This is a genomic window from Ottowia pentelensis, from assembly GCF_964341695.1.
The window spans coordinates 894,021-920,767 of sequence record NZ_OZ224513.1; the positions used below are offsets into that span (position 1 = coordinate 894,021).

A 26,747-nucleotide genomic window follows, 5' to 3' on the forward strand; every position below is an offset into this window, starting at 1 on the left:
GTCAGATGTAGTGCGCGGTGCCCGTCATCACCCGCGCGGCGGCGCGCATCAGGGCGCGCACGGGCAGGGGCAGCTCGGCGCCGCCGGCGGCCAGGGCCCCGTCGGCGTGGCGGGCCTCGTCCTGCTTCATCTGCGCCACCACGGCGCGCGAGGCGGCGTCGGCGGCGGGCAGGCGCTCCATGTGCCGGGCCAGGTGCGCCTCGACCTGGCGCTCGGTCTCGACCACGAAGCCCAGGTTCACCCGGTCGCCGCCCAGCTTGCCGGCCAGCACGCCGATGCCGAAGGCGCCGGCGTACCACAGCGGGTTGAGCCAGGACGGCCGGCTGCCCAGTTGCTGCAGGCGTTCGCGCGTCCAGGCCAGGTGGTCGGTTTCCTCGCGCGCGGCAGCGTCCAGCTGCTGGCGCAGGGCCTCGCTGCGGCTGGTGAGCGCCTGGGCCTGATACAAAGCCTGGGCGCAGACCTCGCCCACATGGTTGACCCGCATCAGGGCGCCCGACAGGCGCCGGTCGGATTCGTCCAGGGCGTCGGCGGCCGCCAGGCCGGCGGCCGGGCTGGGGCGTGCGGGCTGGGGCTGGGCCAGCAGGGTGCGCAGGGCACTGTCGGCGGCGCCCAGCAGGCGATCGGTCAGTGACAACATGCCGGCATGGTACGCCAGGCCGCGCTCGCCGTGCCGGACGCGGCCTGTTGCAGCAAGCCAACGCCACGTGGCGGGGTGTCGCCGATTCGCAACAAATCCGGGGGTCCGGGGCCGTTTTGGCACGGAAGTCTTTGCATGTTCCGGGCAGGTCTGGTGCAATAACAACAACTTCCCAATCGGGGAGGTTGGCCCGGGGAACCGGCGGGAATCGCAGACGGACCCTTCGCACCGGAGCCCTATGTTTAACCTTGGAGAACTTGCAATGAAAAAATCTCTGATCGCCCTGGCCGTGCTGGGCTTCACCGGTGCCGCGATGGCTCAATCTTCCGTGACCCTGTACGGCGTGGCCGATGCGGGTATCGCTCGTACGCAAACCCGTGACCCGGTCACCGGCGACAAGACCAGCAAGACTGGCATGGCCGCTTCGGGCACCATGAACAACGGCACCAGCCGTCTGGGCGTGCGTGGCGTCGAAGACCTGGGCGGTGGCCTGAAGGTCGGCTTCAACTTCGAGCACGGCCTGAGCCTGGGCAACGGTGCCGGCAACCTGAGCGGCGGCCAGATGTGGAGCCGTGCTGCCAACCTGTGGATCGGTGGCAACTGGGGTACCTTCAAGATGGGCCGCACGCTGAACCCGTCGTTCTACGCCCTGGCCACCTGGGAACTGACCAGCACCGCCAACTACTCCGCAGTCGACAACACCTACGGCTTCACCGGCGAAGGTTCTCGTACCAGCAACCAGTTCAGCTACAAGACCCCCAACCTGGGCGGCTTCAGCGCCGAGCTGGGCTACGTCCTGAAGGACGACAACGCTGGCAAGGCCAAGTGGGACTTGGGCGTGATGTACGCCAACGGCCCGATCGGCGTCGGCCTGGGTGTCAACAAGGAAAAGGACAGCAAGACCAACTACGCGCTGGGTGGCAACTACAACTTCGGCAACTTCAAGGTTGCGGCTTCGTACCACAACGTGTACGCCGCCGGTTCCGACCTGAAGCGTCGTGGCTTCAGCCTGGGCGGCACCGCCAACCTGGGCGCCTTCGCCGTGACGCTGGACCTGACCCGCGACACCAAGAACGACTTCGGTGGCAAGAAGTACACCAACGGCGTTCTGGAAGGCAAGTACGCCCTGTCCAAGCGCACCTTCGTCTACGCCGCTTACCTGCGTCTGGACAGCACCAACAACTACGGTATTGGTCTGCGCCACAACTTCTGATCGCCCGCGCCCTTTGGGCGCGTGACCTGCCCCTCGGGGCAAGTTTCGATCAGCAAAAAGCCGCCTTCGGGCGGTTTTTTGTTGGGCGCTCGATGCGCACGAGAAGCATCGAATCGAGGCCTGTTCCATCCTCGCAATCCCTGTGCCGCCTGCGCAGGCCCCTCTGTTAGCATGCGCGCAGACTTATCGAGCGAGGCATGGGTGCATTCATTTTTCGTCGCCTGATCCAGGCCGTTGTGGTGATGGTGTCGGTGGCGTTCGTGGCCTTCCTGCTGTTTCAGTACGTGGGCGATCCGGTGGTGTTCCTGCTGGGGCAGGACGCCAAGCCCGAGCAGATTCGCCAGCTGCGCGCCGACCTGGGGCTGGACCAGCCCTTCTTCGTGCAGTTCTGGCATTTCCTGGTCAACGCGGTGCAGGGCGAGTTCGGCCTCAGCCTGCGCCAGGGGCAAAAGGTCTCGCGCCTGCTGGCCGAGCGCTTTCCGGCCACCTTCGAGCTGTCCATCGTCGCCGCCGCGCTGGCGCTGCTGGTGGGCATTCCCATGGGCGTGTACGCGGCGCTTAGGCGCGGCAGCTTCATGAGCCAGGTGTTCATGACGGTGTCCCTGCTGGGGGTGTCGCTGCCCACCTTCCTGATCGGCATTCTGCTGATCCTGATCTTCTCGGTCATGCTGGGCTGGATGCCCAGCTTCGGGCGCGGCGACACGGTGCAGCTCGGCTGGTGGAGCACGGGCCTCTTGACCCGGGATGGCTGGGTGCACATCGTGCTGCCCGCCATCACGCTGGCGATCTTCCAGCTGACCCTGATCATGCGCCTGGTGCGCGCCGAGATGCTGGAAGTGCTGCGCACCGACTACATCAAGTTCGCGCGCGCGCGCGGCCTCACCGACCGCGCCATCCACTTCGGCCACGCGCTCAAGAACACGCTGGTGCCGGTGATGACCATCACCGGCCTGCAGCTGGGTGGCCTGATCGCGTTTGCCATCATCACCGAGACGGTGTTCCAGTGGCCCGGCATGGGCCTGCTGTTCATCCAGGCCGTCACCTTTGCCGACGTGCCGGTGATGGCCGCCTACCTGTGCCTGATCGCGCTGATCTTCGTCGTCATCAACCTGGTCGTCGACCTGCTATACGTGGTGGTCGACCCGCGCCTGAGCGTGGGCCAGGCGGGCGGGCATTGAGTTTTTCGCTTCACATTCCAACCAAACCAAGGAGACCCGCATGAACCCGAAGACCCAAGGCCTGTCGCTGCTGGTGGGCGCCGCCCTGCTGGCGCTGGCCGGCGCCGCCTCGGCGCAGACGGTGCGCATCGCCAACCAGGGCGACGCGCTGTCGCTCGACCCGCATTCGCTCAACGAGTCGCTGCAGCTGTCGGTCGACAGCAATGCCTACGAGGCGCTGGTGGGCTGGAACAAGAAGCTGGAGATGGAGCCGCGCCTGGCCACGTCGTGGAAGCAGACCTCGCCCACGGTGTGGCGCTTCGAGCTGCGCAAGGGCGTGCAGTTCTACGACGGCACGCCGTTCACGGCCGACGACGTGGTGTTCACCATGGGCCGCATCATGGCCGACGGCTCGGACATGAAAAGCTATGGCACCGACGTGAAGGAAACGCGCAAGATCGACGATCACACGATCGAGATCGAGACCAAGTCGCCGCAGCCCATCCTGCCGCAGATCCTCTCGCAGGTCTACATCATGAGCAAGAAGTGGTGCGAGGCCAACGACGCCGTCAAGCCGGTGGACCGGCGCAAGGGGGTGGAGAACACCGCCTCGTTCAAGACCAACGGCACCGGCCCCTACCACGTGCGCGAGCGCCAGCCGGGCGTGCGCACGGTGTTCGTGCGCAACCCGCGCTACTGGGGCAAGATCGAAGGCAACGCGCAGGAAGTCATCTTCACGCCCATCGCCAACCCGGCCACGCGCGTGGCGGCGCTGCTGTCGGGCGAGATCGACGTGATGGAGCCGGTGCCGGTGCAGGACATCGCCCGCGTCAACGCCAACGCCGGCACGCGCGTCATCGCCGGGCCCGAGCTGCGCACCATCTTCCTGGGCATGGACCAGAAGCGTGACGAGCTGCAGTTCTCCAGCGTCAAGGGCAAGAACCCGTTCAAGGACGTGCGCGTGCGCAAGGCCTTCTACCAGGCGATCGACATCGAGGGCATCAAGAAGACGGTGATGCGCGGCCAGTCGCGCCCCACCGCGCTGATGGTGGGCCCCGGCATCAACGGCTGGACCGAGGCGCAGGACAAGCGCTTTCCGTACGACGTCGCGGCGGCCAAGAAGCTGCTGGTCGAGGCCGGCTATCCCGATGGCTTCGAGGTGACCATGAACTGCCCCAACGACCGCTACGTCAACGACGGGCAGATTTGCCAGACGGTGGCGGCCAACCTGTCCAAGATCGGGGTCAAGATCAACCTGCAGGCCGAGACCAAGGGCACCTACTTTCCCAAGATCCTGCGCCGCGACACGAGCTTCTATCTGCTCGGCTGGACGCCCTCGACCTACGACGCGCACAACGTGCTGAACGCCATCATGCACTGCCCGGACGACAAGACCGGGGCCGGCCAGTTCAACCTGGGCAGCTACTGCAACCCCAAGCTGGACGAGCTGACCGCCAAGATCGGCGCCGAGACCGACCAGGCCAAGCGCAACGCGATGATCAAGGAGGCGTTCCAGATGCACATCGACGACGTGGGCCACCTGCCGTTGCACCAGCAGATGCTGGCCTGGGGCGTGAGCAAGAAGGTCGACCTGGTGCAACTGGCCGACAACTACATGCCCTTCAAGTGGATCACCATCAAGCCATGATGCGGCGGGCGCCGGGGCCATGGGCTGATGGCAAGCCAGGTTTCAAGCCAAATAGGCCTGTGGCGCCCGCCGATCAAGCGCCGATAGCTATAAGTAAATGAGCAAAACCCTTGCCCGCTGGCTCGACAGCGACGTCGGCTACAGCTTTCGCCACTCGCCGATGGCGATCGTGGCGGCGGCGATCGCCTTCGTCTGCATCTTCTGCTCGGTGTTTGCCGGCTGGGTGTCGCCGCACAACCCGTTCGACTTGACCACGCTGGAGCTGAGCGACGCGCGCCTGCCGCCGGCCTGGTACGAGGCGGGCAAGTCCACCTACCTGCTGGGCACCGACGATCAGGGCCGCGACATCCTGTCGGCGCTGATCTACGGCGCACGCATCTCGCTGGTGGTGGGCGTCGTGTCGGTCATCCTGTCGGTGCTGGCGGGCGTGGCGCTGGGGCTGCTGGCGGGCTTCAAGGGCGGCTGGATCGACACCTTTTTGATGCGCCTGTGCGACGTCATGCTGTCGTTTCCGGCCATCCTGGTGGCGCTCTTGATCGCCGGCGTCGGGCGCGCGCTGTTTCCCAACGCGCACGAGTCGGTGGCCTTCGGCGTGCTGATCATCGCCATCTCGCTCACCGGCTGGGTGCAGTACGCGCGCACCGTGCGCGGCTCCACCATGGTCGAGCGCGGCAAGGAATACGTGCAGGCCGCGCGCGTCACCGGCGTGTCGTCCTGGCGCATCATGACGCGCCACGTGCTGCCCAACGTGATGGGGCCGGTGCTGGTGCTGGCCACCATCCAGGTGGCCACGGCCATCATCACCGAGGCCACGCTGTCCTTTCTGGGCGTGGGCGTGCCGCCCACCTCGCCCTCGCTGGGCACCCTGATCCGCGTCGGCAACGACTACCTGTTTTCGGGCGAGTGGTGGATCACCATCTTCCCCGGCGCCATGCTGGTGCTGATCGCGCTGTCGGTCAACCTGCTGGGCGACTGGCTGCGCGACGCGTTGAACCCGAGGTTGCGCTGATCCCTGAATTTGAAAGAAATATGCCCCTGGCGCCCGTACAACAAGCGCCGATAGCTATTAAAAATATAGTAAACGTCCTTCATGTCCCTGCTGCAAGTCCAGGACCTCGTGGTCGAATTTCCCAACCGGCGCGGCACGCTGCGCGCGCTCGACCGCATTTCGTTCGACATCGCGCCGGGTGAAATCCTGGGCGTGGTGGGCGAGTCGGGCGCCGGCAAGTCGCTCACCGGCGCGTCCATCATCGGCCTGCTGGAGCCGCCGGGCCGCGTGGCCAGCGGCCAGATCCTGCTGGAGGGCCGGCGCATCGACAACTTGCCGCCCGAGCAGATGCGCCACGTCCGCGGCCGGCAGATCGGCGCCATCTTTCAAGACCCGCTGACCTCGCTCAACCCGCTGTACAGCGTGGGCCGCCAGCTGGTCGAGACCATCCAGACGCACCTGCCCGTCACGGCCGCCCAGGCGCGCGAGCGGGCCATCCAGCTGCTGAAGGACACCGGCATTCCGGCGGCCGAGCAGCGCATCGACCACTACCCGCACCAGTTCTCGGGCGGCATGCGCCAGCGCGTCGTCATCGCGCTGGCGCTGGCGGCCGAGCCCAAGCTGATCGTCGCCGACGAGCCCACCACCGCGCTGGACGTGTCGATCCAGGCGCAGATCATCCAGCTGCTGAAAAAGGTGTGCCGCGAGCGTGGCGCGGCGGTGATGCTGATCACGCACGACATGGGCGTGATCGCCGAAACCTGCGACCGCGTGGCCGTGATGTACGCCGGGCGCATCGCCGAGATCGGCCCGGTGCATCACGTCATCAACCAGCCCGCGCACCCCTACACCACGGGCCTGATGGCCTCGATCCCCGACATGGAGCAGGACCGCGAGCAGCTCAACCAGATCGACGGCGCCATGCCGCGCCTGAACGCCATTCCGCGCGGCTGCGCCTTCAACCCGCGCTGTCCGCGGGTGTTCGAGCGCTGCCGCGTCGAGCGGCCCGAGCTGATGCCCGCCGGCGCCACCCAGGCCGCGTGCTGGCTGCATGCGCGGCAGGAGGTGGCGGCATGAGCGAGGAGCGTCGCGGAATTTTCTCCCTCCCCCGCTGGGGGCAGGCCGGGATGGGGGCCGCCCTGATCGAGGCAGGCGCCGCCGCTCCCCACTCCAACCCGCCCCCAGCGGGGGAGGGGGCCAGTCAGCCGCTGGTGCGCGCCGAGGGCCTGGCCAAGACCTTCGACGTCTCGCCGCCCTGGCTCAACCGCGTGCTCGAGCGCAAGCCGCGCCAGCTGCTGCACGCGGTGGACGAGGCCAGCTTCACCATCCGCAAGGGCGAGACCCTGGCGCTGGTGGGCGAGTCCGGCTGCGGCAAGAGCACCGTGGCGCGGGTGCTGGTGGGCCTGTACCAGCCCACGCGCGGACGCTTCTTCTTCAAGGACCAGGACGTGCACACCACCCTGGCCAAGGGCGGGCGCGAGCTGCGGCGCGGCATCCAGATGATCTTTCAGGACCCCTACGCCAGCCTCAACCCGCGCTGGAAGGTGGCCGACATCATCGCCGAGCCGCTGCGCGAGCACGGCCTGGTGCAGACCAAGGCCGAGGGCGAGGAGCGCGTGGCCGCGCTGCTGCAGTCGGTGGGCCTGGCGGCGGTGGACATGGCCAAGTTTCCGCACCAGTTCTCGGGCGGGCAGCGCCAGCGCATCTCGATCGCGCGCGCACTGGCCACCCAGCCCGAGTTTCTGGTCTGCGACGAGCCCACCAGCGCGCTGGACGTGAGCGTGCAGGCGCAGGTGCTCAACATCATGAAGAACCTGCAGCGCGAGCGGCAGCTGACCTACCTCTTCATCAGCCACAACCTGGCCGTGGTGCGCCACGTGAGCGACCACGTCGGCGTGATGTACCTGGGCCGCATCGTCGAGCTGGCGCCCAAGAAGGCGCTGTTCAGCACGCCGCGCCACCCCTACACGCGCATGCTGCTGGACGCCATCCCCAAGATGCACGACACCGGCCGCGCGCGCACGCCGGTGCAGGGCGAGGTGCCCAACCCGCTCAACCCGCCGCCCGGCTGCACCTTTCACCCGCGCTGCCCGCTGGCCAACGCGCGCTGCAAGACCGAGCGGCCCAGGCTGCTCGGCGTCGATGGGGTTCAGGTGGCTTGCCACGCGGTGGAGGAAGGGCGGATATAAAGGAGGCATACGGGAGCCATCTTCAAGGAGACCACCATGCCCTTCACCCTCAGCAGCCCTGACATCGCCGCCGGCAGCACCATCGCCCAGCGTTTCGAGTTCGACAGCTTCGGCTGCTCGGGCGCCAACCAGTCGCCGGTGCTGCGCTGGAGCGGCGAGCCCGCCGGCACCCAGGGCTTCGCGCTCAATGTGTACGACCCCGACGCGCCCACGGGCTCGGGCTTCTGGCACTGGGTGCTGATCGACCTGCCGGCCGGCGTGCACGAGCTGGCGGCCGACGCCGGCGCCAAGGGCGGCGCCCATTTGCCCAAGGGGGCGCGGCAGATCCGCAACGACTACGGCATCTACGCCTGGGGCGGCATGTGCCCGCCGCCGGGCGACAAGCCGCACCGCTACATCTTCACCGTGCACGCGCTGTCGGTGCCGCGCATCGACGTGCCCGACGACGCGCCGGCGGCGCTGGCGGGCTTCATGGTCAACGCCAACACGCTGGCCAAGGCCTCGTTCACGGCCACCTACGGGCGCTGAGCGCGGCGCCCTGGGCCGGCGGAGCCTGCCGCCGGCTGGGGATAATCGGGCCATGAACCAGCTCGATGCCCTCAAGCAATGGACCACCGTGGTGGCCGACACCGGCGACTTCCGGCAGTTCGCCCAGTTTCAGCCGCGCGACGCCACCACCAACCCCTCGCTGATCCTCAAGGCGGTGCAAAAGCCCGAGTACGCGCCGCTGCTGGCGCAGACCGTGTCCGCGCATGCCGGCCGGCCGGTGGATGAGCAGATGGACCGGCTGCTGGTGCGCTTCGGGTGCGAAATCCTGTCCATCATTCCGGGGCGCGTGTCCACCGAGGTGGATGCCCGCCTGTCCTTCGACGCCGATGCCAGCGTGGCGCGCGCCGAGCGCATCCTGGCCCTGTACAAGGCCGAAGGCATCCCGCCCGAGCGCGTGCTGATCAAGGTGGCCAGCACCTGGGAGGGCATTCGCGCCGCCGAGCGGCTGCAGCAGCGCGGCATCCGCTGCAACATGACGCTGCTGTTCTCGTTTTGCCAGGCGGTGGCCAGTGGCCAGGCCAAGGCGCAGCTGATCTCGCCCTTTGTCGGCCGCATCTACGACTGGTACAAGAAGGCCGCGGGCGCCGCGTGGGACGAGGCGGCGATGGCCGGCGCCAACGACCCGGGCGTGCAGTCGGTGCGCCGCATTTATGACCATTACAAGCACTTCGGCATCGCCACCGAGGTGATGGGCGCCAGCTTTCGCAATGTCGGCCAGATCACCGCGCTGGCCGGCTGCGACCTGCTCACCATCGCGCCCGAGCTGATGGCCCAGCTGGCGGCCAGCAGCGCGCCGCTCACCCGCGCGCTCGACCCGCAGACCGCTCGCGCGCTCGATCTGGAGCCGGTGCGCTACGACGAGGCGGGCTTTCGCCTGGCGCTCAACCAGGACGCCATGGCCACCGAGAAGCTGGCCGAGGGCATCCGCGTGTTCATTGCCGACGCCCGCAAGCTCGAGGCGCTGATCGAGGCGCGCTGAAGCCATGGGGGTCTGGCATGAGCGCCCGCGCTGCGACGAGGCGCCGGCGTGGGCGCTTTTGAGATCGCACTTCCAGCAGGCTTTTACCGGGCCGCAAGCGTTCGACCTGCGGCGCGCCTTCGAGCAGGACGCGGGGCGCTTTGCCGCCTTCGGCCTCGACGCGCCGTCGCTGTTCGCCGACCTGTCCAAGAACCTGATCGATCGCACGGCGCAGCGCCTGCTGACCGAGCTGGCGCGCGAGTGCGGCGTCGAGGCCCACCGCGACGCCATGCTGCGCGGCGAGCGCATCAACACCAGCGAAGACCGCCCGGTGACCCATGTGCAGTGGCGTTCTGAGTCAAATCGGCCTGTAACCGGTACAGATCAAGCGCAATCAGCTATCAAAAGCATAGTTGACGTGCCACCGGACGTGCAAGCCAGCCGCCACGCCATGCTGGAGCTGGCCGAGGCCGTGCGCGCGGACGCGGGCATCAGCGACGTGGTGCACATCGGCATCGGCGGCTCCGACCTGGGGCCGCGCGTGGTGGTGCAGGCGCTGCGCGCCAGCGGCTGCGTCAGCGGGCCGCGCCTGCACTTCGTCGCCAACATGGACGGCCATGAGCTGGCCGCCGTGCTGGCGCCGCTGCAGGCCGCGCGCACCCTGTTCATCGTGGCCTCCAAGACCTTCGGCACGGCCGAGACCCTGCGCAACGCGCAGTCCGCGCGCGACTGGTTCGTGGCGCAGGGCGGGGGCGAGGTGGCGCGCCACTTCGTCGCCGTCAGCGCCAACCGCGCGGCGGCGGCGGCCTTCGGCGCCGGCCGGTGCCTGGGCTTCGACGAAGGCGTGGGCGGGCGCTTTTCGCTGTGGTCGCCCATCGGCCTGCCGATCGCCATCGCCATCGGCCGCGCCGGCTTCGAGCAGCTGCTGGCCGGCGCGCGCGCGCTGGACGAACACTTCGCCGGCGCACCCCTGGAGCGCAACCTGCCGGTGCAGCTGGCGCTGCTCGACCTGTGGTATCGCAACTTTCACGGGCTGGCCAGCCGCTGCGTGGCACCGTACCACCACGGCCTGCGCGGCCTGCCGGCCTGGCTGCAGCAGCTGGAGATGGAAAGCAACGGCAAGGGCGTGGACGCGCGCGGGCGGCCGCTGGGCTTTGCCAGCGCGCCCGTCACCTGGGGCCAGGCCGGCAGCAACGGCCAGCATGCGTTTTTTCAGATGCTGCACCAGGGCAGCGACGTGATACCGGTCGAGTTCGTGCTGGTGCGCGACGATGCCCACGGCCTGCCCGGCCACCACGACAAGCTGCTGGCCAACGCCCTGGCGCAGGCGCGTGCGCTGATGTGCGGCCAGGCGGGCGACGCGCCGGAGCGCCACTTTCCGGGCAACCGGCCGTCGACCGTGCTGCTGCTGCCCGACCTGTCGCCACACAGCCTGGGCGCGCTGCTCTCGCTTTATGAGCATCGCACCTTCGTGCTGGGCTCGCTGTGGGGCCTCAACAGCTTCGACCAGTGGGGCGTGGAGCTGGGCAAGCGCCACGCCGGCGCGATCGAGGCGGCGCTGCAGGCCCACACCGAAGGCAGCACGCTCGATGCCTCGACGGCGGGCCTCCTGGCGCGGCTGCGCCAGCCCTGATCGGCGCGACTCACACCCAGTTGCCATCAGCGCGTTGAGAACGCTGGGCGGGTGGTGACGCGCGCCAAGGGGCTTGGGTGGGCAGCTTCGCTCCTGTCCCCCGCTGTCCGTCTGCGACGGCCATCTCCACCTTGACCTCGCTGCGCTGCCCGCCCAAGCCCCTTGGCGGGAGGCGGCGGTCACGCATCAGGCGGCTCGCTCGGCGCGCGATGCCACGGATCAGGCCGTTGGGGCGCCCGGCGCAGTGAAGTCAAGGCGGAGCCGGCCGCAGGCCGGTGGGGGACATGAACGGAGCCGGGCGCCCCGACGGCCTGATCCCGCCCCGCGGGGCCGGCATGTTTTATCGTATCGAATGCGAAACGGCATCAGAACGCCGCGGGCCGCCACTTGAGCAGGCGCTTTTCGAGCCGCGTCAGAATGAAGTCGGCCACCAGGGCGACGGCTGCCAGCAGGATCATGGCGGCAAACACGCCGCTGGCATTGAAGGCGCCCTGCGCGGTGGAGATCAGCAGGCCCATGCCCTGCTTGGCGCCCAAAAATTCGCCGACCACCGCGCCGACCAGGGCAAAGCCGAAGCTGACGTGCAGGCTGGCCAGGATCCAGGACATCGCCGACGGAATGACGACCGCGGCCGTCACCTGGCGCGGCGAGGCACCCAGGATGCGCGCGTTGGCGATCAGGTACTTGTCGGCCTCGATCACGCCCTGGAAGGCGTTGCCGAACACGACGAAAAACACCATGACCACGGCCAGCGCCACCTTGGAGGCCATGCCCAGGCCCAGGGCGATGACGAACACCGAGCCCAGCACCACGCGCGGGATCGAGTTGGCGATCTTGATGTAGATGCTGAACACGTCGGCCAGCAGCTTGTTGCGCCCCAGCAGGATGCCGAACACGATGCCGCCGATGCCGCCGATCAGAAAGCCGATGATGGTTTCTTCCAGCGTCACGGCGATCTGCACCCACAGCGGGCCCTGCGAGGTGCCGTCGCGCACCCACTCGACGATCTGCTGCCAGATCAGCGAGGGCTGCGAATAGAAGAAGGGGTCGATCCATTTGCGGCTGGCGGCCAGCTCCCAGCCGCCCAGCACGACGAACAGGAACAGCAGGCGCAGGCCGATGATGACCCACTTGCGGCGGCGCAGGGCGGCCTGGGCGCGCAGCGATTCGCGCGCCAGCGCTTCGTCGCTGAGCGAGGCGGGCACGGCGGCCGCGCCGGTCGGATGGGCTAGGACAGCGGTAGACATGACGAATGCTCGGTCAGTGGATGGAGACTTCTTCGCGCAGGTCGGCCCAGATGCGCTTGGACAGCTCGATGAAGTTGGGGTGGTAGCGCACCTCGGCCATCACGCGCGGGCGCGGCAGGTCGATGGTGTAGACGCGCTTCAGGGTGGCCGGGCGCGCCGACAGCACGAACACGCGGTCGGCCAGGGCGATGGCCTCCTCGATGTCGTGCGTGACGAAGACCACCGAGCCGCCGGTGCCGCCCCACAGCTTGAGCAGCTCGTCCTGCATCAGGGTGCGCGTCTGCATGTCCAGCGCCGAGAAGGGCTCGTCCATCAGCAGGATCTCGGGGCGGTTGATGAAGGTCTGCGCCAGCGCCACGCGCTTGCGCATGCCGCCCGACAGCTGGTGCGGGTAGTGCTGGTCGAACCCCTGCAGGCCCACGCGGTTGATCCACTGCGACGCCAGCTCGTGCGCCTGCGCGCGCGGCATGCCGCGAAACAGCGGGCCGGCCGACACGTTGTCCATCACGTTGCGCCACGGAAAGACCGCGTCGGCCTGAAACACGAAGCCGATGCGTGGGTCGATTCCGCTCACTGGCTGGCCCATCACCTGCACCGCGCCCACGGTGGGCTGCAGCAGGCCGGTGATCATGTTCAGCGTGGTCGACTTGCCGCAGCCCGTGGGCCCGACGATGGCGACGAACTCGCCGCGCGCCACCGCCATCGTGAAGTTGCGCAGCGTCACGGTGGCGGTGCCGTCGCCCGAGATGAAGCGCAGCGACACGTCGTCGAACTCGATGGCCGGCGCGGCGCCGGCGGACACTTCGGTGGGGCTCATGGTCACTTGGCGGCCGGCAGATAGGCGTTGGTGTAGGTCTTGGACAGGTCGATGTTCTTGGCCTTGACCTGAGGCTTGAAGGTGGACAGCACCTTCAGCACCGTCTCCGGCCCGCCCTCGGGCATGCGGCCGTCGGTGGTGAACATGGGCAGCGAGGACTTGATGGCGGCCACGTACATGGCCTTGTCGTTGCCGTAGTAGTCGCGCGGCATCTTGTCGGCGATCTCCTCGGCGCTGTGCGTGTGGAGGTACTGCATGGTCTTGGCAAAGGCGTGGGCCAGCTTGGTGGCCTGCTCCTTGTGCGATTCGGCCCAGGCGTTGGACACGTACAGGCTGGGCGCCGGGTACAGGCCGCCCAGCGCCGCCTTGGTGCCCTCTTCGGTGCGCATGTCCACCAGCACCTGGGCATCACCCGTCTTGAGCAGCTGCGACACCGTGGGCTCGGTGGTCATGCCGGCCTGGATGCGGTCCTGCTTGATGGCGGCGATGAAGCTGTTGCCCGCGCCCACCGGCAGCAGCGAATACTCCTTGGACTCCACCCCCTGGCGCAGCGCCAGGTAGCGCGTCAGAAAGTCGGTGGACGAGCCCAGGCCGGTCACGCCCAGCGTCTTGCCCTTGGCATCGGCCATGCTCTTGAAGGTGGGCGCGGCCTTGGTCGACACCATTTCCACCTCGCCCGGCACCTTGCCGAACACGGCGATGGCCTCCACCTCCTTGCCCTTGGCCTGCAGGTCGATGGTGTGGTCGTAAAAGCCCACCACGCCCTGCACGGCGCCGGCAATGAGCTGGTTCTCGGCATCGACGCCGGCGGGCTGCGACTGCAGCTCGACATTCAAACCTTCGTCCTTGAAGTAGCCCAGCGCCTCGGTCAGCTTGGCGGGCAGGTAGATGATCTTGTTGATGCCGCCCACCATGATGGTGACGGTGTTGGCGTCGGCCGCCTGCGCGGGCAGGGTGCCGCCCAGGGCCAGGGCGGCGGCGATCAGGCTGAGGCGAAGAAGCGGGGTTTTCATGACATGGTCTCCTGTCGGTTCAAGTGAGGACATCGCCCACTGTAGAAACCGCCTTCCTTCATCCAGCTTTCGCCGCAGGTGCGCAATGACTGGGGTTTTCCCTGATCTCGCGGTGACCGGGCTGCCCCGGACGCCTGTACCGCGCCGCCGCCGAATCTCTAGAATTTCTCCGTCATGAAGCTGCTGCTGATCGAGGACAACGCATCGCTGGCGCACTGGCTGGCCCAGCTGCTGCGCGAGCAGGACTTCGTGGTCGACTGCGTGGCCGACGGCGAGGCGGCCGACCAGCTGCTGCGCCAGCAGCGCTACGACGTGGTGCTGCTGGACCTGAACCTGCCGCAGCTGTCGGGCAAGGGCGTGCTGCGGCGCCTGCGCGAGCGCGGCGACGGCGTGCCGGTACTGATCCTGACGGCCAGCGCCTCGCTGGACCAGAAGGTGCTGTGTCTGGAGATCGGCGCCGACGACTACATGGTCAAGCCGATCGAGGGGCGCGAGCTGGTGGCGCGCATCAAGGCGCTGGTGCGCCGCCAGGTGCCGGGGCGCGCCAACACCCTGTTGTGCGGCGACCTGGGCTACGACCTGCAGACGCGCCAGTTCAGCCTGGCCGGCGCGCCGCTGCCGCTGCCGCCGCGCGAGCGCGCGCTGCTGGAGACGCTGATGCTCAAGCAGGGCAGCACGGTGTCCAAGCAGACCCTGCTGGACGGCCTGTTCGACCTGGATGACGAGGCCGGCGTGGACGCGCTGGAGCTGTACGTGCACCGCCTGCGCAAGAAGCTGGACGCCAGCCAGGCCACCATCATCACCCTGCGCGGCGTGGGCTATCTGCTGCGCCTGCGCGAGGGCGTCTGAGCCCGGACGATGGGCATGTTCTCCAGCCTGCGCCTTCGCCTGGCGGCTTGGCTGCTGCTGCCGCTGTCGCTGTTCGTGGCCGTCAGCGCGTACTTCAGCTGGCGCAACGCGGCGGCCGTGGCCGACTACGTGCAAGACCACGACCTGCTGGCCTCGGCCAAGGTGCTGTCCGACCGCCTGATCTGGGACGGCGACGCGGTCGAGGCCAGCGTGCCGCCGGCGGCGTTGGCCCTGTTTGCCTCGCCCGCGCACGACCAGGTGTTCCTGAGCGTGACGGCCGCCGACGGCCGGCCGCTGGCCGGCATGCCCGGCTTTCCGCTGCCCGCGCGCCGCCAACTGCAGGGGCCCGATCGCGCGCAGTGGTACGACGCGCAAATCGAGGGCCGGGCGGTGCGCGCCGTCATCACCGAGCGCGCCATGTACGACGTGGCTGGCGCGCGCGCCATCACCATTTCCGTGGCCAAGACCACCGGCAGCCGCGACGCCATGGTGCGCACGCTGTGGTGGCCGACGCTGGAATACCTGCTGGCGGCGCTGGCGCTGGCGCTGGTGCTGACGCCGCTGGCGCTGACTTGGGAGCTGCGCCCCGTGATGCGCCTGGGGCGCCAGCTGGCGCGGCGCGACCCGCTGCACCTGGACTTCGCCGTCGACGCGCGCAGCCTGCACAGCGAGCTGCGGCCGGTGGGCGAGACCATCAACCAGTTCGTGCGCGAGCTCAAGGCGCACGCCCAGGCGCAGCGGCGCTTCATTGCCGACGCCGCGCACCAGCTGCGCACGCCGCTGGCGCTGCAGGCCTCGCAGATCGAGTTCGTGCGCTATGCGCGCGAGCACCGCACCGACTGGGACAACCGCCGCGCCGACATGGACGAGATCTGGCGCGAGATGCAGGCCAGCAACCGGCGGCTGGTCGCCGTCACCAACCAGCTGCTGCTGCTGGCGCAGGCCGAGCACGCCGACGCCCAGACGCGGCTGGTGCCGGTGGACCTGGGCGCGGCGGCGCTGCACTGCACCGAGCAGCTGGCCGCGCTGGCCGACCGCCGCCGCATCGACCTGGGGCTGGACGCGCCCGAAGCCGGCACCGCCTGGGTGCTGGCCGAGCCGGCGCTGCTCGACGCCCTGATCGCCAACCTGCTGGACAACGCGCTGCGCTACACGCCCGAGGGCGGGCGCGTGACGGTGGGCGTGCACCGCGCCGGCGCGCAGGTGGCGCTGACGGTGGACGACAACGGCCCCGGCATCCCGGCCGAGGCGCTGGAGCGCGTGTTCGACCGCTTCTATCGGCTGGCCGAAGGCAGCGAAGGCACCGGCCTGGGCCTGGCCATTGTGCGCGAGGTGGCGCGCGGCTGCGGCGCCACCGTGACGCTGCAGGCCCACCCCGGTGAGGCGCATGGCCTGCGCGTGCGCGTGCTGTTCGCGGCGCAAGAAAAACCCCCGCGGGCCTGAGGCCGGCGGGGGTTGTGGGGCTGGGGCCGGCGGCCGCCGGCTTCAGCCGGCAGCGCACGCGGTGCAGCGCGGGGGGATTACATCATCCCGTCCATGCCGCCCATGCCACCCATGCCGCCCGGCATGCCGCCGGCGGCGGGAGCGTCGTCCTTCGGCGCCTCGGCCACCATGGCTTCGGTGGTCAGCATCAGGCCGGCCACGGAGGCGGCGTTCTGCAGCGCGGTGCGCGTGACCTTGGTGGGATCCAGGATGCCCATCTCGATCATGTCGCCGTACTCGCCGTTGGCGGCGTTGTAGCCGAAGTTGCCCTTGCCATCCAGCACCTTGTTGACCACCACGCTGGCTTCGTCGCCGGCGTTGTAGACGATCTCGCGCAGGGGCGATTCGATGGCTTTCAGCACCAGCTTGACGCCGGCGTCCTGGTCGGCGTTGGCACCCTTGATGGTGCCGGCGGCCTGGCGGGCACGCAGCAGGGCCACGCCGCCACCGGCGACGATGCCTTCTTCCACCGCAGCGCGGGTGGCGTGCAGGGCGTCTTCGACGCGGGCCTTCTTTTCCTTCATCTCGACCTCGGTGGCGGCACCGACCTTGATCACGGCCACGCCGCCGGCCAGCTTGGCCACGCGTTCTTGCAGCTTCTCACGGTCGTAGTCGCTGGTGGCTTCCTCGATCTGCACGCGGATCTGCTTGACGCGCGCCTCGATGTCGGCGGCCTTGCCGGCGCCGTCGATGATGGTGGTGTTTTCCTTGCCCACTTCGATGGTCTTGGCCTGGCCCAGGTCGGCCAGGGTCACCTTCTCCAGCGACAGGCCGACTTCCTCGGCGATCACCTTGCCACCGGTCAGGATGGCGATGTCTTCCAGCATGGCCTTGCGGCGGTCGCCGAAGCCCGGCGCCTTGACGGCCACCACCTTCAGGATGCCGCGGATGGTGTTGACCACCAGCGTGGCCAGGGCTTCGCCCTCGACCTCTTCGGCCACGATCAGCAGCGGACGGCCGGCCTTGGCCACGGCTTCCAGCGTGGGCAGCAGGTCACGGATGTTGCTGATCTTCTTGTCGAACAGCAGCACGTAGGGGTTGTCCAGCAGCGCGGCCTGCTTCTCGGGGTTGTTGATGAAGTAGGGCGACAGGTAGCCGCGGTCGAACTGCATGCCTTCGACCACGTCCAGCTCGTTGTCCAGGCTCTTGCCGTCCTCGACGGTGATCACGCCTTCCTTGCCGACCTTGTCCATGGCGTCGGCGATGATCTTGCCGATCGACTCGTCGCTGTTGGCCGAAATCGAGCCGACCTGGGCGATTTCCTTGCTGGTGGTGGTGGCCTTGCTGGCCTTCTTCAGCTGCTCGATCAGGGCCGCCACGGCCTTGTCGATGCCGCGCTTCAGGTCCATCGGGTTCATGCCGGCGGCCACGTACTTCATGCCTTCGCGCACGATGGCCTGGGCCAGCACGGTGGCGGTGGTGGTGCCGTCACCGGCGTTGTCGCTGGTCTTGGAAGCGACTTCCTTGACCATCTGCGCGCCCATGTTCTGCAGCTTGTCCTTCAGCTCGATTTCCTTGGCGACCGACACGCCGTCCTTGGTCACCGTGGGGGCGCCGAAGCTGCGCTCCAGCACCACGTTGCGGCCCTTGGGGCCCAGGGTGGTCTTGACCGCATTGGCCAGGATGTTCACGCCTTCGACCATGCGGGCGCGGGCTTCACCGCCGAAAACTACGTCTTTTGCTGCCATGTTGTTGGCTCCGAAAAAATATGAATGAATAAAGGCTCTAACGCAGGTGGATCAAGCGCGAGCAGCTATGAAAATATGAGAATCTGATCGGTTGGGGACAGAGCAGCCGCTCGCTGCGCGAACGTCTGGTCTGTCCCGCAAATCACTTGGCTTCGACGACGGCGAACAGGTCGTCTTCCTTCATCACCAGCAGCTCGTCGCCGTCGACCTTGACGGTCTGGCCGCTGTACTTGCCGAACAGCACGCGGTCGCCGACCTTCACATCCATCTTGATGCGGTCGCCGTCTTCGTCCATGCGGCCCGGGCCCACGGCCAGCACTTCGCCCTGGTCGGGCTTTTCGGCGGCGTTGTCGGGAATGACGATGCCCGAAGCGGTCTTGGTTTCGTTCTCCAGGCGCTTGACGATCACGCGATCGGCGAGGGGACGCAGTTTCATGGATGCTCCTAAGTGGATGGTATGAAAGGAAATTTCGCTTGCTCGGCCCGGCGCGTGCGCGGCAGGCCGCAACGATCGGATGGGGAAGATGCCGGTTTGTTAGCACTCAACTCCAACGAGTGCTAATCATAAGGGCAAATGGCGCGGATTCAAGAGCAAAAAAAGGCCCGGCGCCACGGCTTCGAAGATCGGGGCCGGGCGCCGGGCGGGCCGGTGAGGTCAGCGGCACGCCGTTTGGGCGCGCCACGGTAGGCGGGTCAGGACGTCGCGCCCTGCAGCCGGCCCTGCGGCGCATCCAACGCGTCGCGCTGGAACACGCCCAGCACCACCTGCCCCGCCATAGCCAGGGCGCCGACGATGAACACCACGTCGCCGTAGGTGCGCACCCAGCGCAGGGTTTGCAGCAGGGGCTGCTGCATGAACTCCTCGCTGCGCGCCCACCACAGGCCCTCGCTCACGCTGGCGCCGAACTGGATCAGGCCGATGGGCAGCAGGCTGGTGACAATCATCAGCACCAGGCCACCGTTCAGGCCACAGAAGGCGGTCTTCATCAGCCGTTCGCTGAACACCAGGTTCGGGCGGATGTAGCGCAGCACCAGCAGGGTGAAGCCCAGCGCCAGGAAGCCGTAGACGCCAAACAGCGCGGCATGGGCGTGCACCGGCGTGGTGTTGAGGCCCTGGATGTAATACAGCGAGATCGGCGGGTTGATCATGAAGCCGAACACGCCGGCGCCCAGCATGTTCCAGAACGCGACGGTGACAAACGCCACCAGCGGCCACTTGAGGTTTTCCATCCAGGGCGCGCGGCTCTTCAGGCGCCACTGCGACCAGGCCTCGTGGCCCAGCACGATCAGCGGCACCACTTCGAGCGCGCTGAAGGCGGCGCCGACGGCCATCACGGGCGTGGTGGTGCCGGCGAAGTACAGGTGGTGGAAGGTGCCGGGGATGCCGCCCAGCATGAACAGCGACGCCGAGGCGAGACTCGCCGAGGTGGCCATGGAGCGCGAGACCAGGCCCATGCTGCTGAAGACGAAGGCCAGCGCCGTGGTGGCGAACACCTCGAAGAAGCCCTCGACCCACAGGTGCACCACCCACCAGCGCCAGTACTCCATGATCGACAGGTTGGTGCGCTCGCCGTAGAACAGGCCGGCGCCGTAGAACAGGCCGATGGCGCCCACCGAGGCCGTGAGCAGCGCCAGCAGGTTCTTGTCCTCGCCGGACTTCTTGAACAGCGCGGGCGTCACGCCGCGCAGCATCAGCACCAGCCAGAACAGGATGCCGACCCACTTGAGGATTTGCCACAGGCGGCCCAGGTCGACGAACTCATAGCCCTGGTGGCCCAGCCAGAAGCTCCACTCGGCCGGCAGCTTGTGCGCGATGGCCAGGTAGTTGCCGATGAAGGAGCCGACGCAGACGACGACCAGCGCCCAGAACAGGACATCCACGCCCAGCTTCTGATACTTGGGGTCCTGGCCGCCGTTGATGATGGGCGCCAGGAACAGGCCGACGGCCAGAAAGCCGGTGGCGATCCAGAACAGCGCCGCCTGGATGTGCCAGGTGCGCGTGAGCGCGTAGGGGAACCACTGCGACACGTCGATGCCGTAGAAACGCTGGCCTTCCACCGTGTAGTGCGCGGTGAAGCCGCCGATGAACACCTGGAAGACGAACAGGCCCACCACCAGGAACAGGTACTTGCCCAGCGCGCGCTGCGAGGGCGTGAGTGCAAAGCGCGTCAGGGGGTCGCGCGCCGGGGCGACGGGGTCGGACTCGTCGTGCTTGCCCAAAAAGGACCAGCCCCACACCAGAAAGCCCACGCCGGCCAGCAGCACCACCAGGCTGACCACCGACCACACCACGTTCTCGCTGCTCGGCACGTTGTCGATCAGCGGCTCGTGCGGCCAATTGTTGGTGTAGGTGATGTGGCTGTCCGGGCGCTCGGCCGATGCGGCCCAGGCGGTCCAGAAGAAGAAGTGCGATAGCTGCTGGCGGCGCTGGGCGGAGGGCAGCGTGTCTTCCTTCATGGCGAAGTGCTCGCGGCTTTTTTGCAGCGAGGGGTCGGCCGAGAACAGGCGCTGGTAGTAATCGGCCGTCTGCGCCATGGCCTCGGCGCGGCGCTCGCTCACCACCAGCCGGTTTTGCGCGTCCACGCCGTCGCCGCGGTATTCGGCCTTCAGCTCGGCGCGCAGCGCGCCCTGCGGGCCGGCGCCCAGCTCGGCATAGGGCTTGCCGAACTGCGACTTGGCGGCCAGGTCGAGCCACGCGGTCAGCTCGCGGTGCAGCCAGTCGGCCGTCCAGTCGGGCGCCTGGTAGGCGCCGTGGCCCCAGATGGAGCCCAGCTGCATGCCGCCCACCGACTGCCAGGCGGTCTGGCCGTCGAGGATGTCCTCGCCGGTGAACAGCGGCTTGCCGCTGTCCGTCACCACCTGGGTGGGAACGGGCGGCGCCGAGCGGTAGATGTCGGCGCCGAAATAGCCCAGCAGTGAAAACATCACGATGCAAAGGCCGATCAGGCTGAACCAGTGTTTCTTGTAGCGTCCCATGATGGTCGGGTCTTTCGAGAGGGTTGTCGGGGTCAGGCGCGGGGTCCGGCGCGCCAGGGGCGGACGCCGGGTTGGCGGTCAAGGTCGGGCATGCGGGCGCGCGGCGGCGCGTGGCGCGCGATGGGAGGGGCCTCGGGTTTTGTCATGGGTCATTTCCTGTCTTGCTTGGTGCCTAGGGTTTACCCTTTGTTTATGCCTGCGCCGCACCGGAGAAAAATTGATCCATGTTCAAAAAAGCGGGAAAGCAACGGTTCAAAATACCCGATCCATCAACGGTTAAAATAACCTGATCGAGGTAAATATGACCGTATCGACCGTCTACGCCGAACTGCTGTCCGACCTGGCGGTCGAGCTGCCTGCCGCCGTGCGCCAGCAGCGGCTGGCGGAGTTGCTGCGCACGCACTTTCGCTGCGGCGCCGTGGCCCTGCTGGCGCTGGATGCCGGCGGCGACAGCCTGCGGCCCGAGGCGGTGGACGGCCTCACGCCCGACGCCCTGGGGCGCCGCTTTGCGCTGATGGAGCACCCGCGCCTGGCGGCCATCCTGCGGCGCACTGGGGTCACGCGCTTTCATCACGACAGCGGCCTGCCCGACCCGTACGACGGCCTGGTCATCGAGCGGCCGGGCGAGCCGCTGCACGTGCACGACTGCATGGGCATCGCCCTGGCCGTCGAGGGCCGGCCCTGGGGCGTGCTGACGCTGGATGCGCTGGACGTCGGCACCTTCGACGAGCCGGCCCAGCATCGGCTGGCGCAACTGCTGCCGCTGATCGAGGCCGTGGTGCGGGTGGGCCGGCTGGAGGGCGCGCTGCGCGTGGCCAGCCAGTCGGCGGGCGTGCCGGTGACGGGCGTGCCGCCGGTGGACGAAGACCGCGGCCTGCTGGGCGACAGCCCGCCCATGCAGCAACTGCTGCACGAGCTGGGCATCGTCGCCGACACCGAGCTGCCGGTGCTGCTGCTGGGCGAGACCGGGGTCGGCAAGGAGCTGTTCGCGCATCGGCTGCACGCGCTGTCGCGCCGGCGCGCGCAGCCGTTGGTGCACATCAACTGCGCCGCGCTGCCCGAGGCGCTGGCCGAGAGCGAGCTGTTCGGCCACGTGCGCGGCGCCTTTGCCGGCGCGGTGGAAGACCGCGCCGGTCGCTTCGAGGCCGCCGACGGCGGCACCCTGCTGCTGGAGGAGGTGGGCGCGCTGCCGCTGGCCGTGCAGGCCCAGCTGCTGCGCACGCTGCAAGGCGGCACCGTGCGGCGCCAGGGCGCGGCAAAGGCGCGCGCGGTCGACGTGCGGGTGATCGCCACCACCAACCGCAGCCTGCGCGAGCAGGTGCAGGGCGGGGCGTTTCGCGCCGACCTGTACCACCGCCTGTCGGTCTACCCCATCACCATTCCGCCGCTGCGCGAGCGCGGCCGCGACGTGCTGCTGCTGGCCGGGCGCCTGCTCGAAGTCAACCGCGCGCGCCTGGGCCTGCGCAGCCTGCGCCTGTCACCCGAGGCCAAGCAGGCGCTGCGCCGCTATGCCTGGCCGGGCAACGTGCGCGAGCTGGAGCAGGTGATCGGCCGCGCCGCGCTCAAGGCCGTGAGCCGCGGCGCTACCCGCACCGAGATCGTCACCCTCGGCGCCGAGCTGCTGGACCTGGACGCCGCGCCGGCGGCCGCTCCCGCCCCGTCGGCCGGCCACGCGGCGGCCGGCACGGCGGCCGACGGCGCGGGCACCCTGCGCGAGCGCGTCGAAGCCTGCCAGCGCGCCGCCATCGAGCAGGCCCTGGCCGCGCACCGGGGGCGCTGGGCCGGCGCCGCGCGCGAGCTGGGCCTGGACCCGAGCAACCTGCACAAGCTGGCGCAGCGCCTGGGTTGCGCGCCGGCGCGCCAACGCTAGGCCTGCACCCGGCTGGCGCTCCAGCGCGCGCCCACCGCGTACGCGGCGACCACCAGCAGGGTCGAGATCGCGATCATCACGATGCCCAGCGCCAACAGCTGGCCCCATAGGCCGTCGTCGGCAAAGGCCAGCACCTTGACCGCCAGCACCTCGCTCCCAGGGCGCGAGAGCACCACCGACAGGGTCAGTTCGCGCAGGAACATGGTGGCCATCAGGATCCACGCCAACACGATGCCCGGCACCAGCAGCGGCGCGATGATGCGGCGCAGCGTGGTCAGCTGGCTGGCGCCGCACACCAGCGAGGATTCTTCCAGGTGGCTGTGCACCTGCACGAAGGCGCTGGCCAGCGGCCGCACGCCATAGGGCAGGTAGGTGGCGATGTAGCCGATCAGCAGCGCGGTCACGGTGGCGTACAGCGGCGTCTGCACGAAGAACCACATGAAGCCGATGCCGATGACGATGCCCGGAAACGAGAACGACAGGTAGGTGAGCGTCTCCAGCAGCGCCGCGCCCGGGGTGCGCAGCTTGACGATGACGTAGGCGATGAAGATCGACAGCAGCACCCCGATGCTGGCGCCGACCACGGCCAGGAACAGGCTGTTGCGCAAGGCCAGCAGGGCGGTGGCGTCGCTCAGCACCTCGGCCCAGTGCTGCCAGCTCATCTGCGCGAAGGCGGCGCGGCCAGGCACCATGACGTAGGGCACGAAGGAGGTGTACAGCAGCACCGCCACCGGCAGCACGATGACGACGAAGGACAGCAGCGCCACCCCGGCGAACAGCGGCCAGCGCCAGCGCCCCAGCGGCACCACGCTCGGCCGCCAACCGCGGCTGGAGATGGTGACGAAGCGGCTGCCCTCGCCCGTCAGGCGCCGGTACACCCAGATCAGCCCGATGGCCACCAGCAGCGCGCTCATGCCCAGCGCCGCCGCGCGGCCGTAGTCGGGCGCAAAGCCGACCGAGATCATCTCGTACAGGTAGGTGGCCAGCACGTCCACCTGGCCCGGCGTGCCCAGCACGCGCGGCACGGCGTACGAGGCCAGGCTGCGCACGATGCCCAGCACGAAGGCGGCCAGGATGGCCGGGCGCAGCACCGGCAGCGTGATGCGCAGCAGGGTGCGCCAGCTGCCGGCGCCGAATACGCGCGAGGACTCCTCCAGCGAAACGTCGAACGAGGCCATGGCCGGCGCGATGATCAGGTAGGCGATGGGCATGTTCAAGAGCCCCTCGACCAGGATCATGCCGGGCAGCGAATAGATGTTGAACGGCGCCGACTTCAGCCCCAGCGCGTCCATCAGCGCCAGGTTGATCAGGCCGTTGGACGGGTTGGCCAGCAGCGCCCAGCTGACCGAGAACAGCACGTGCGGAATCATCATCGGCACGATGGCCAGCACGCCGAACAGGAACTTGAACGGAATGTCGGTGCGAGTGTTCAGATAGGCCAGCAACAGCGCCAGCAGCGTGGCCAGCGCGGTCGAGCCGACGACGAAGACCACCGTGTCCCACAGCACGCCCCACAGCGCCGGGTCGGTGTAGGCGGCGGCGTACTTGCCGAGCGTGAAGTGGCCGAAGGCGTCCAGCCCCTGGGTGACGCTGCCCAGCGCCAGCATGGCCACCGGCGCGACGGTCAGCACGCCGACGATGAGGACCAGGGCCAGCGTCAGCCCGCGGCGTTGCGCGTTCATCGCGGCTAGGCGCTGACCAGCAGGCAGTGCTCGGGCCGCACCGCCAGGCTCACGGTGTCGCCCACCGCCAGGCGGCTGTCGGGCTCGGAGCGCGCCAGCAGCACGGTGTTGCCCACGCGCACCTCGGTGTCCAGCACCTCGCCCACGAACTCCAGCGACTCGATGCGACCGTGCAGCACGTTGCGGCCATCGGGCAGGGTGCCGGGCTGCACGTGCAGGAACTCGGGGCGCAGGCACAGGGTCACGGCGCTGCCGGCGGCGTGGGCGGCCGGCGCGCAGTCGATCGGGCCCAGCGCGCAGTCGACCTGCGTGAGGCCATTGGCATCGTCGCGCACGGTGGCGTCGATCAGGTTGGCGCGGCCGATGAAGTCGGCCACGAAGCGGTGGTCGGCCTGAAAGTAGATCTTGCGCGGCGAGCCGATCTCCACGATGCGCCCGGCGCGCATGACGGCGATCGAGTCGGACAGCGCCAGCGCCTCGACGCGGTCGTGCGTGACGTAGAGGGCGGTGATGTCGAGCTGGCCCAGAAAGCGCCGTAGCTCCTTGCGCGTTTCCTCGCGCAGCTTGGCGTCCAGGTTGGACAGCGGCTCGTCGAACAGGATCACCTTGGGCTCGGCCACCAGCGCGCGCGCCAGCGCCACGCGCTGCTGCTGCCCGCCCGACAGGCGCGTGGCCGAGCGCCGCTCCAGCCCCTCTAGCTGCACGAAGCGCAGCGCCTCGCCCACCCTGGCCTGGACCGCATCGCGCCCCATGCCCCGCACCTGCAGCGGGTAGGCCACGTTGTCGAACACGCTCATGTGCGGCCAGATGGCGTAGGTCTGGAACACCATGCCCAGACCGCGCTTTTCGGTCGGCACGGCGATGCCCTGGCGGCGCGACCACACGACCTGATCGCCGATGCGGATTTCGCCCTCGTCGGGTGTCTCCAGCCCGACGATGCAGCGCAGCAGGGTGGTCTTGCCGCAGCCGCTGGGGCCCAGCAGGGTGAAGATCTGGTTGGCCGGAATCACCAGATCGACCTGGTCCAGTGCCTTGACGCTGCGGCCTTCGGAGACGTAGTGCTTGCTCAGGCCTTCGACGCGGATTTCCATGGTGCTGAGTCGGTCGGCTGCGTCAACCCTTGAAGATCTGCTTGAACTGCGCGCCCCACTTCTGGATCTCGGCGTCGGGCAGGTCGCGGATCGCCAGCACCTTGACCTGGGCGATGCCTTCGATCGGCGGGTACACGCCCGGCGCCGCCACGTATTCGCCCACGTCCTTGGCCAGCATGCCGGCGGCCTTCTTGGACAGCCAGTAATCCATGAAGGCGCGCCCGGCCGCCGGGTGCGGTGCCTTGGCCGTGAGCGCCATGGCGCGCGGCGTGCCCAGCAGCGGCTGGCCGCCGCGCGGCCCCCAGGCCAGCGGCGCGGGGGCCTTGGTGACGATGTACTTGGGCATCGAGATGGCGATGGCCTTCTCGCCGCTTTCCACCGGCGCCGGCGTCGGCCCGAAGCTGGCCACGAACATCGGCCGGTTGGCCGCCAAGCCCTTGACGAAGTCCATCCACGCACCTTCGGACGCGAACACCTTTTCCTTCAGGCCGATCAGCCAGGAGATGGTCGATGAGTGGCTGGCCGGGTTGGCCATGACGATGCGGTTGGCCCACTTGGGGTCGGCCAGGTCCTCGTAGCGCTTGGGCGCGTCGGCCGCCTGCACGTGCTGGGTGTTGTAGAGGTAGGAGACGTATTCGACGCCGAACAGCTGGATGGTGTCGTCGGGCCGCGTCCAATCGGGGTAGTCGGCCGCCGCCGGCGAGCGGTAGGGGGCCAGCATGCCGTTGGCCTTGAGCAGTTCCAGCACCGGCTGCGGCGCCTGCACCACGTCGGCCAGCAGCTTGCCGGCGCGCGCCTCGGTGGCCACGGTGGAGACGAACTTGGAGCTGGAGATGCGCGTGTACTCGCCCTTGATGCCGGTGTCCTGGTCGAACGCCTCCATGATCGGCTTGACCGCCGTGATGTTGGCGTAGAACACGGCCGTGCCTTCGGCCTTGGCCTTGGCCAGGTCGGCGCCGCCCTGCGCCTGCGCGGCGGGCAGGGCGCCGGCCAGGCCGGCGGCGCCCGCCAGTTGAAGAACGCGACGTCGATCCATGGGGGACATGCTGGCTCCTTGTGT

At 68.7% G+C, this 26,747-nt stretch carries 22 protein-coding genes; 12 read left to right on the forward strand and 10 right to left on the reverse strand.

Annotation, left to right across the window (positions count from 1 at the left end; translation table 11 throughout):
- Nucleotide 1: 1 nt before the first annotated feature.
- Nucleotides 2–637: a 2-polyprenyl-3-methyl-6-methoxy-1,4-benzoquinone monooxygenase gene (gene coq7 / locus ACWHMB_RS04280; protein ID WP_377482569.1), complete on the reverse strand. Its 636-nt coding sequence runs from the start codon at nucleotides 635–637 to the stop codon at nucleotides 2–4.
- A gap of 262 nt (nucleotides 638–899) precedes the next feature.
- Between coq7 and ACWHMB_RS04285 the strand changes: the two genes are divergently transcribed.
- The 9 genes from ACWHMB_RS04285 to pgi all read left to right on the forward strand — a co-directional run bounded on the left by ACWHMB_RS04285 (nucleotide 900) and on the right by pgi (nucleotide 10,972).
- Entirely contained in the window at nucleotides 900–1,850 is a 951-nt protein-coding gene (locus ACWHMB_RS04285) for a porin (RefSeq protein WP_377482571.1), read from the forward strand.
- 197 nt (nucleotides 1,851–2,047) lie between these two features.
- On the forward strand, nucleotides 2,048–3,028 hold the full coding sequence (locus ACWHMB_RS04290; RefSeq protein WP_377482573.1) for an ABC transporter permease: 981 nt from the start codon (nucleotides 2,048–2,050) through the stop codon (nucleotides 3,026–3,028).
- A 40-nt stretch (nucleotides 3,029–3,068) separates the two neighbouring features.
- The gene (locus ACWHMB_RS04295) at nucleotides 3,069–4,655 is read left to right on the forward strand and encodes an ABC transporter substrate-binding protein (RefSeq protein WP_377482575.1); all 1,587 of its coding nucleotides are present in this window, start codon (nucleotides 3,069–3,071) and stop codon (nucleotides 4,653–4,655) included.
- A gap of 97 nt (nucleotides 4,656–4,752) precedes the next feature.
- Nucleotides 4,753–5,664 carry an ABC transporter permease gene (locus ACWHMB_RS04300; protein WP_377482577.1) on the forward strand — a complete coding sequence of 304 codons (912 nt, stop codon included), beginning with the start codon at nucleotides 4,753–4,755 and terminating at the stop codon, nucleotides 5,662–5,664.
- An 81-nt stretch (nucleotides 5,665–5,745) separates the two neighbouring features.
- Nucleotides 5,746–6,720, forward strand: coding sequence for an ABC transporter ATP-binding protein (locus tag ACWHMB_RS04305; RefSeq protein WP_377482579.1), 975 nt, complete (start codon nucleotides 5,746–5,748; stop codon nucleotides 6,718–6,720).
- A gap of 50 nt (nucleotides 6,721–6,770) precedes the next feature.
- Complete coding sequence (locus ACWHMB_RS04310) at nucleotides 6,771–7,832, forward strand: ABC transporter ATP-binding protein (RefSeq protein WP_377482581.1); 1,062 nt, start codon at nucleotides 6,771–6,773, stop codon at nucleotides 7,830–7,832.
- 36 nt (nucleotides 7,833–7,868) lie between these two features.
- The gene (locus ACWHMB_RS04315) at nucleotides 7,869–8,360 is read left to right on the forward strand and encodes a YbhB/YbcL family Raf kinase inhibitor-like protein (protein WP_377482583.1); all 492 of its coding nucleotides are present in this window, start codon (nucleotides 7,869–7,871) and stop codon (nucleotides 8,358–8,360) included.
- A gap of 52 nt (nucleotides 8,361–8,412) precedes the next feature.
- The gene (gene tal, locus ACWHMB_RS04320) at nucleotides 8,413–9,360 is read left to right on the forward strand and encodes a transaldolase (protein ID WP_377482585.1); all 948 of its coding nucleotides are present in this window, start codon (nucleotides 8,413–8,415) and stop codon (nucleotides 9,358–9,360) included.
- A gap of 4 nt (nucleotides 9,361–9,364) precedes the next feature.
- Nucleotides 9,365–10,972: a glucose-6-phosphate isomerase gene (pgi, locus tag ACWHMB_RS04325; RefSeq protein WP_377482587.1), complete on the forward strand. Its 1,608-nt coding sequence runs from the start codon at nucleotides 9,365–9,367 to the stop codon at nucleotides 10,970–10,972.
- A gap of 365 nt (nucleotides 10,973–11,337) precedes the next feature.
- On the opposite strand, the gene ACWHMB_RS04330 is transcribed toward pgi, so the two are convergent.
- Genes ACWHMB_RS04330 through ACWHMB_RS04340 form a run of 3 tightly spaced genes read right to left on the reverse strand, consistent with a single transcriptional unit; the run spans nucleotide 11,338 to nucleotide 14,049 of the window.
- Nucleotides 11,338–12,219 carry an ABC transporter permease gene (locus ACWHMB_RS04330; RefSeq protein ID WP_377482589.1) on the reverse strand — a complete coding sequence of 294 codons (882 nt, stop codon included), beginning with the start codon at nucleotides 12,217–12,219 and terminating at the stop codon, nucleotides 11,338–11,340.
- Between the two features lie 13 nt (nucleotides 12,220–12,232).
- Entirely contained in the window at nucleotides 12,233–13,036 is an 804-nt protein-coding gene (locus ACWHMB_RS04335; protein WP_293225096.1) for an ABC transporter ATP-binding protein, read from the reverse strand.
- A gap of 2 nt (nucleotides 13,037–13,038) precedes the next feature.
- Entirely contained in the window at nucleotides 13,039–14,049 is a 1,011-nt protein-coding gene (locus tag ACWHMB_RS04340) for an ABC transporter substrate-binding protein (protein ID WP_377482591.1), read from the reverse strand.
- Between the two features lie 174 nt (nucleotides 14,050–14,223).
- On the opposite strand from ACWHMB_RS04340, the gene ACWHMB_RS04345 reads away from it, so the two are divergent.
- Both ACWHMB_RS04345 and ACWHMB_RS04350 read left to right on the forward strand, forming a co-directional pair.
- Nucleotides 14,224–14,898, forward strand: a complete 675-nt coding sequence (locus tag ACWHMB_RS04345; RefSeq protein WP_377482593.1) for a response regulator — start codon at nucleotides 14,224–14,226, stop codon at nucleotides 14,896–14,898.
- Nucleotides 14,899–14,913: 15 nt separating this feature from the next.
- Nucleotides 14,914–16,341: a sensor histidine kinase gene (locus tag ACWHMB_RS04350; protein WP_377482595.1), complete on the forward strand. Its 1,428-nt coding sequence runs from the start codon at nucleotides 14,914–14,916 to the stop codon at nucleotides 16,339–16,341.
- A 77-nt stretch (nucleotides 16,342–16,418) separates the two neighbouring features.
- Here ACWHMB_RS04350 and groL read toward each other — a convergent pair whose 3' ends face one another.
- From groL to ACWHMB_RS04365, 3 genes are all read right to left on the reverse strand, one after another.
- A complete protein-coding gene (gene groL / locus ACWHMB_RS04355; protein WP_377482597.1) occupies nucleotides 16,419–18,068 on the reverse strand; it encodes a chaperonin GroEL in 1,650 nt (549 codons plus the stop codon).
- Nucleotides 18,069–18,210: 142 nt separating this feature from the next.
- Nucleotides 18,211–18,504, reverse strand: a complete 294-nt coding sequence (groES, locus tag ACWHMB_RS04360; protein ID WP_377482599.1) for a co-chaperone GroES — start codon at nucleotides 18,502–18,504, stop codon at nucleotides 18,211–18,213.
- Between the two features lie 257 nt (nucleotides 18,505–18,761).
- Nucleotides 18,762–21,044 (reverse strand): nitric-oxide reductase large subunit, encoded by a 2,283-nt coding sequence (locus ACWHMB_RS04365; RefSeq protein ID WP_447648446.1) that lies wholly within the window; start codon nucleotides 21,042–21,044, stop codon nucleotides 18,762–18,764.
- 301 nt (nucleotides 21,045–21,345) lie between these two features.
- Between ACWHMB_RS04365 and norR the strand changes: the two genes are divergently transcribed.
- The gene (gene norR / locus ACWHMB_RS04370) at nucleotides 21,346–22,914 is read left to right on the forward strand and encodes a nitric oxide reductase transcriptional regulator NorR (RefSeq protein ID WP_377482603.1); all 1,569 of its coding nucleotides are present in this window, start codon (nucleotides 21,346–21,348) and stop codon (nucleotides 22,912–22,914) included.
- Here norR and ACWHMB_RS04375 read toward each other — a convergent pair.
- From ACWHMB_RS04375 to ACWHMB_RS04385, 3 genes are read right to left on the reverse strand one after another with little or no spacing between them, the layout of a single operon-like run.
- Nucleotides 22,911–24,596: an ABC transporter permease gene (locus ACWHMB_RS04375; RefSeq protein WP_447648447.1), complete on the reverse strand. Its 1,686-nt coding sequence runs from the start codon at nucleotides 24,594–24,596 to the stop codon at nucleotides 22,911–22,913. The genes norR and ACWHMB_RS04375 overlap by 4 nt on opposite strands.
- A gap of 5 nt (nucleotides 24,597–24,601) precedes the next feature.
- Nucleotides 24,602–25,687 carry an ABC transporter ATP-binding protein gene (locus ACWHMB_RS04380; protein WP_377482607.1) on the reverse strand — a complete coding sequence of 362 codons (1,086 nt, stop codon included), beginning with the start codon at nucleotides 25,685–25,687 and terminating at the stop codon, nucleotides 24,602–24,604.
- Nucleotides 25,688–25,709: 22 nt separating this feature from the next.
- Nucleotides 25,710–26,723 (reverse strand): ABC transporter substrate-binding protein, encoded by a 1,014-nt coding sequence (locus ACWHMB_RS04385; RefSeq protein ID WP_293225480.1) that lies wholly within the window; start codon nucleotides 26,721–26,723, stop codon nucleotides 25,710–25,712.
- Nucleotides 26,724–26,747 lie beyond the last annotated feature (24 nt).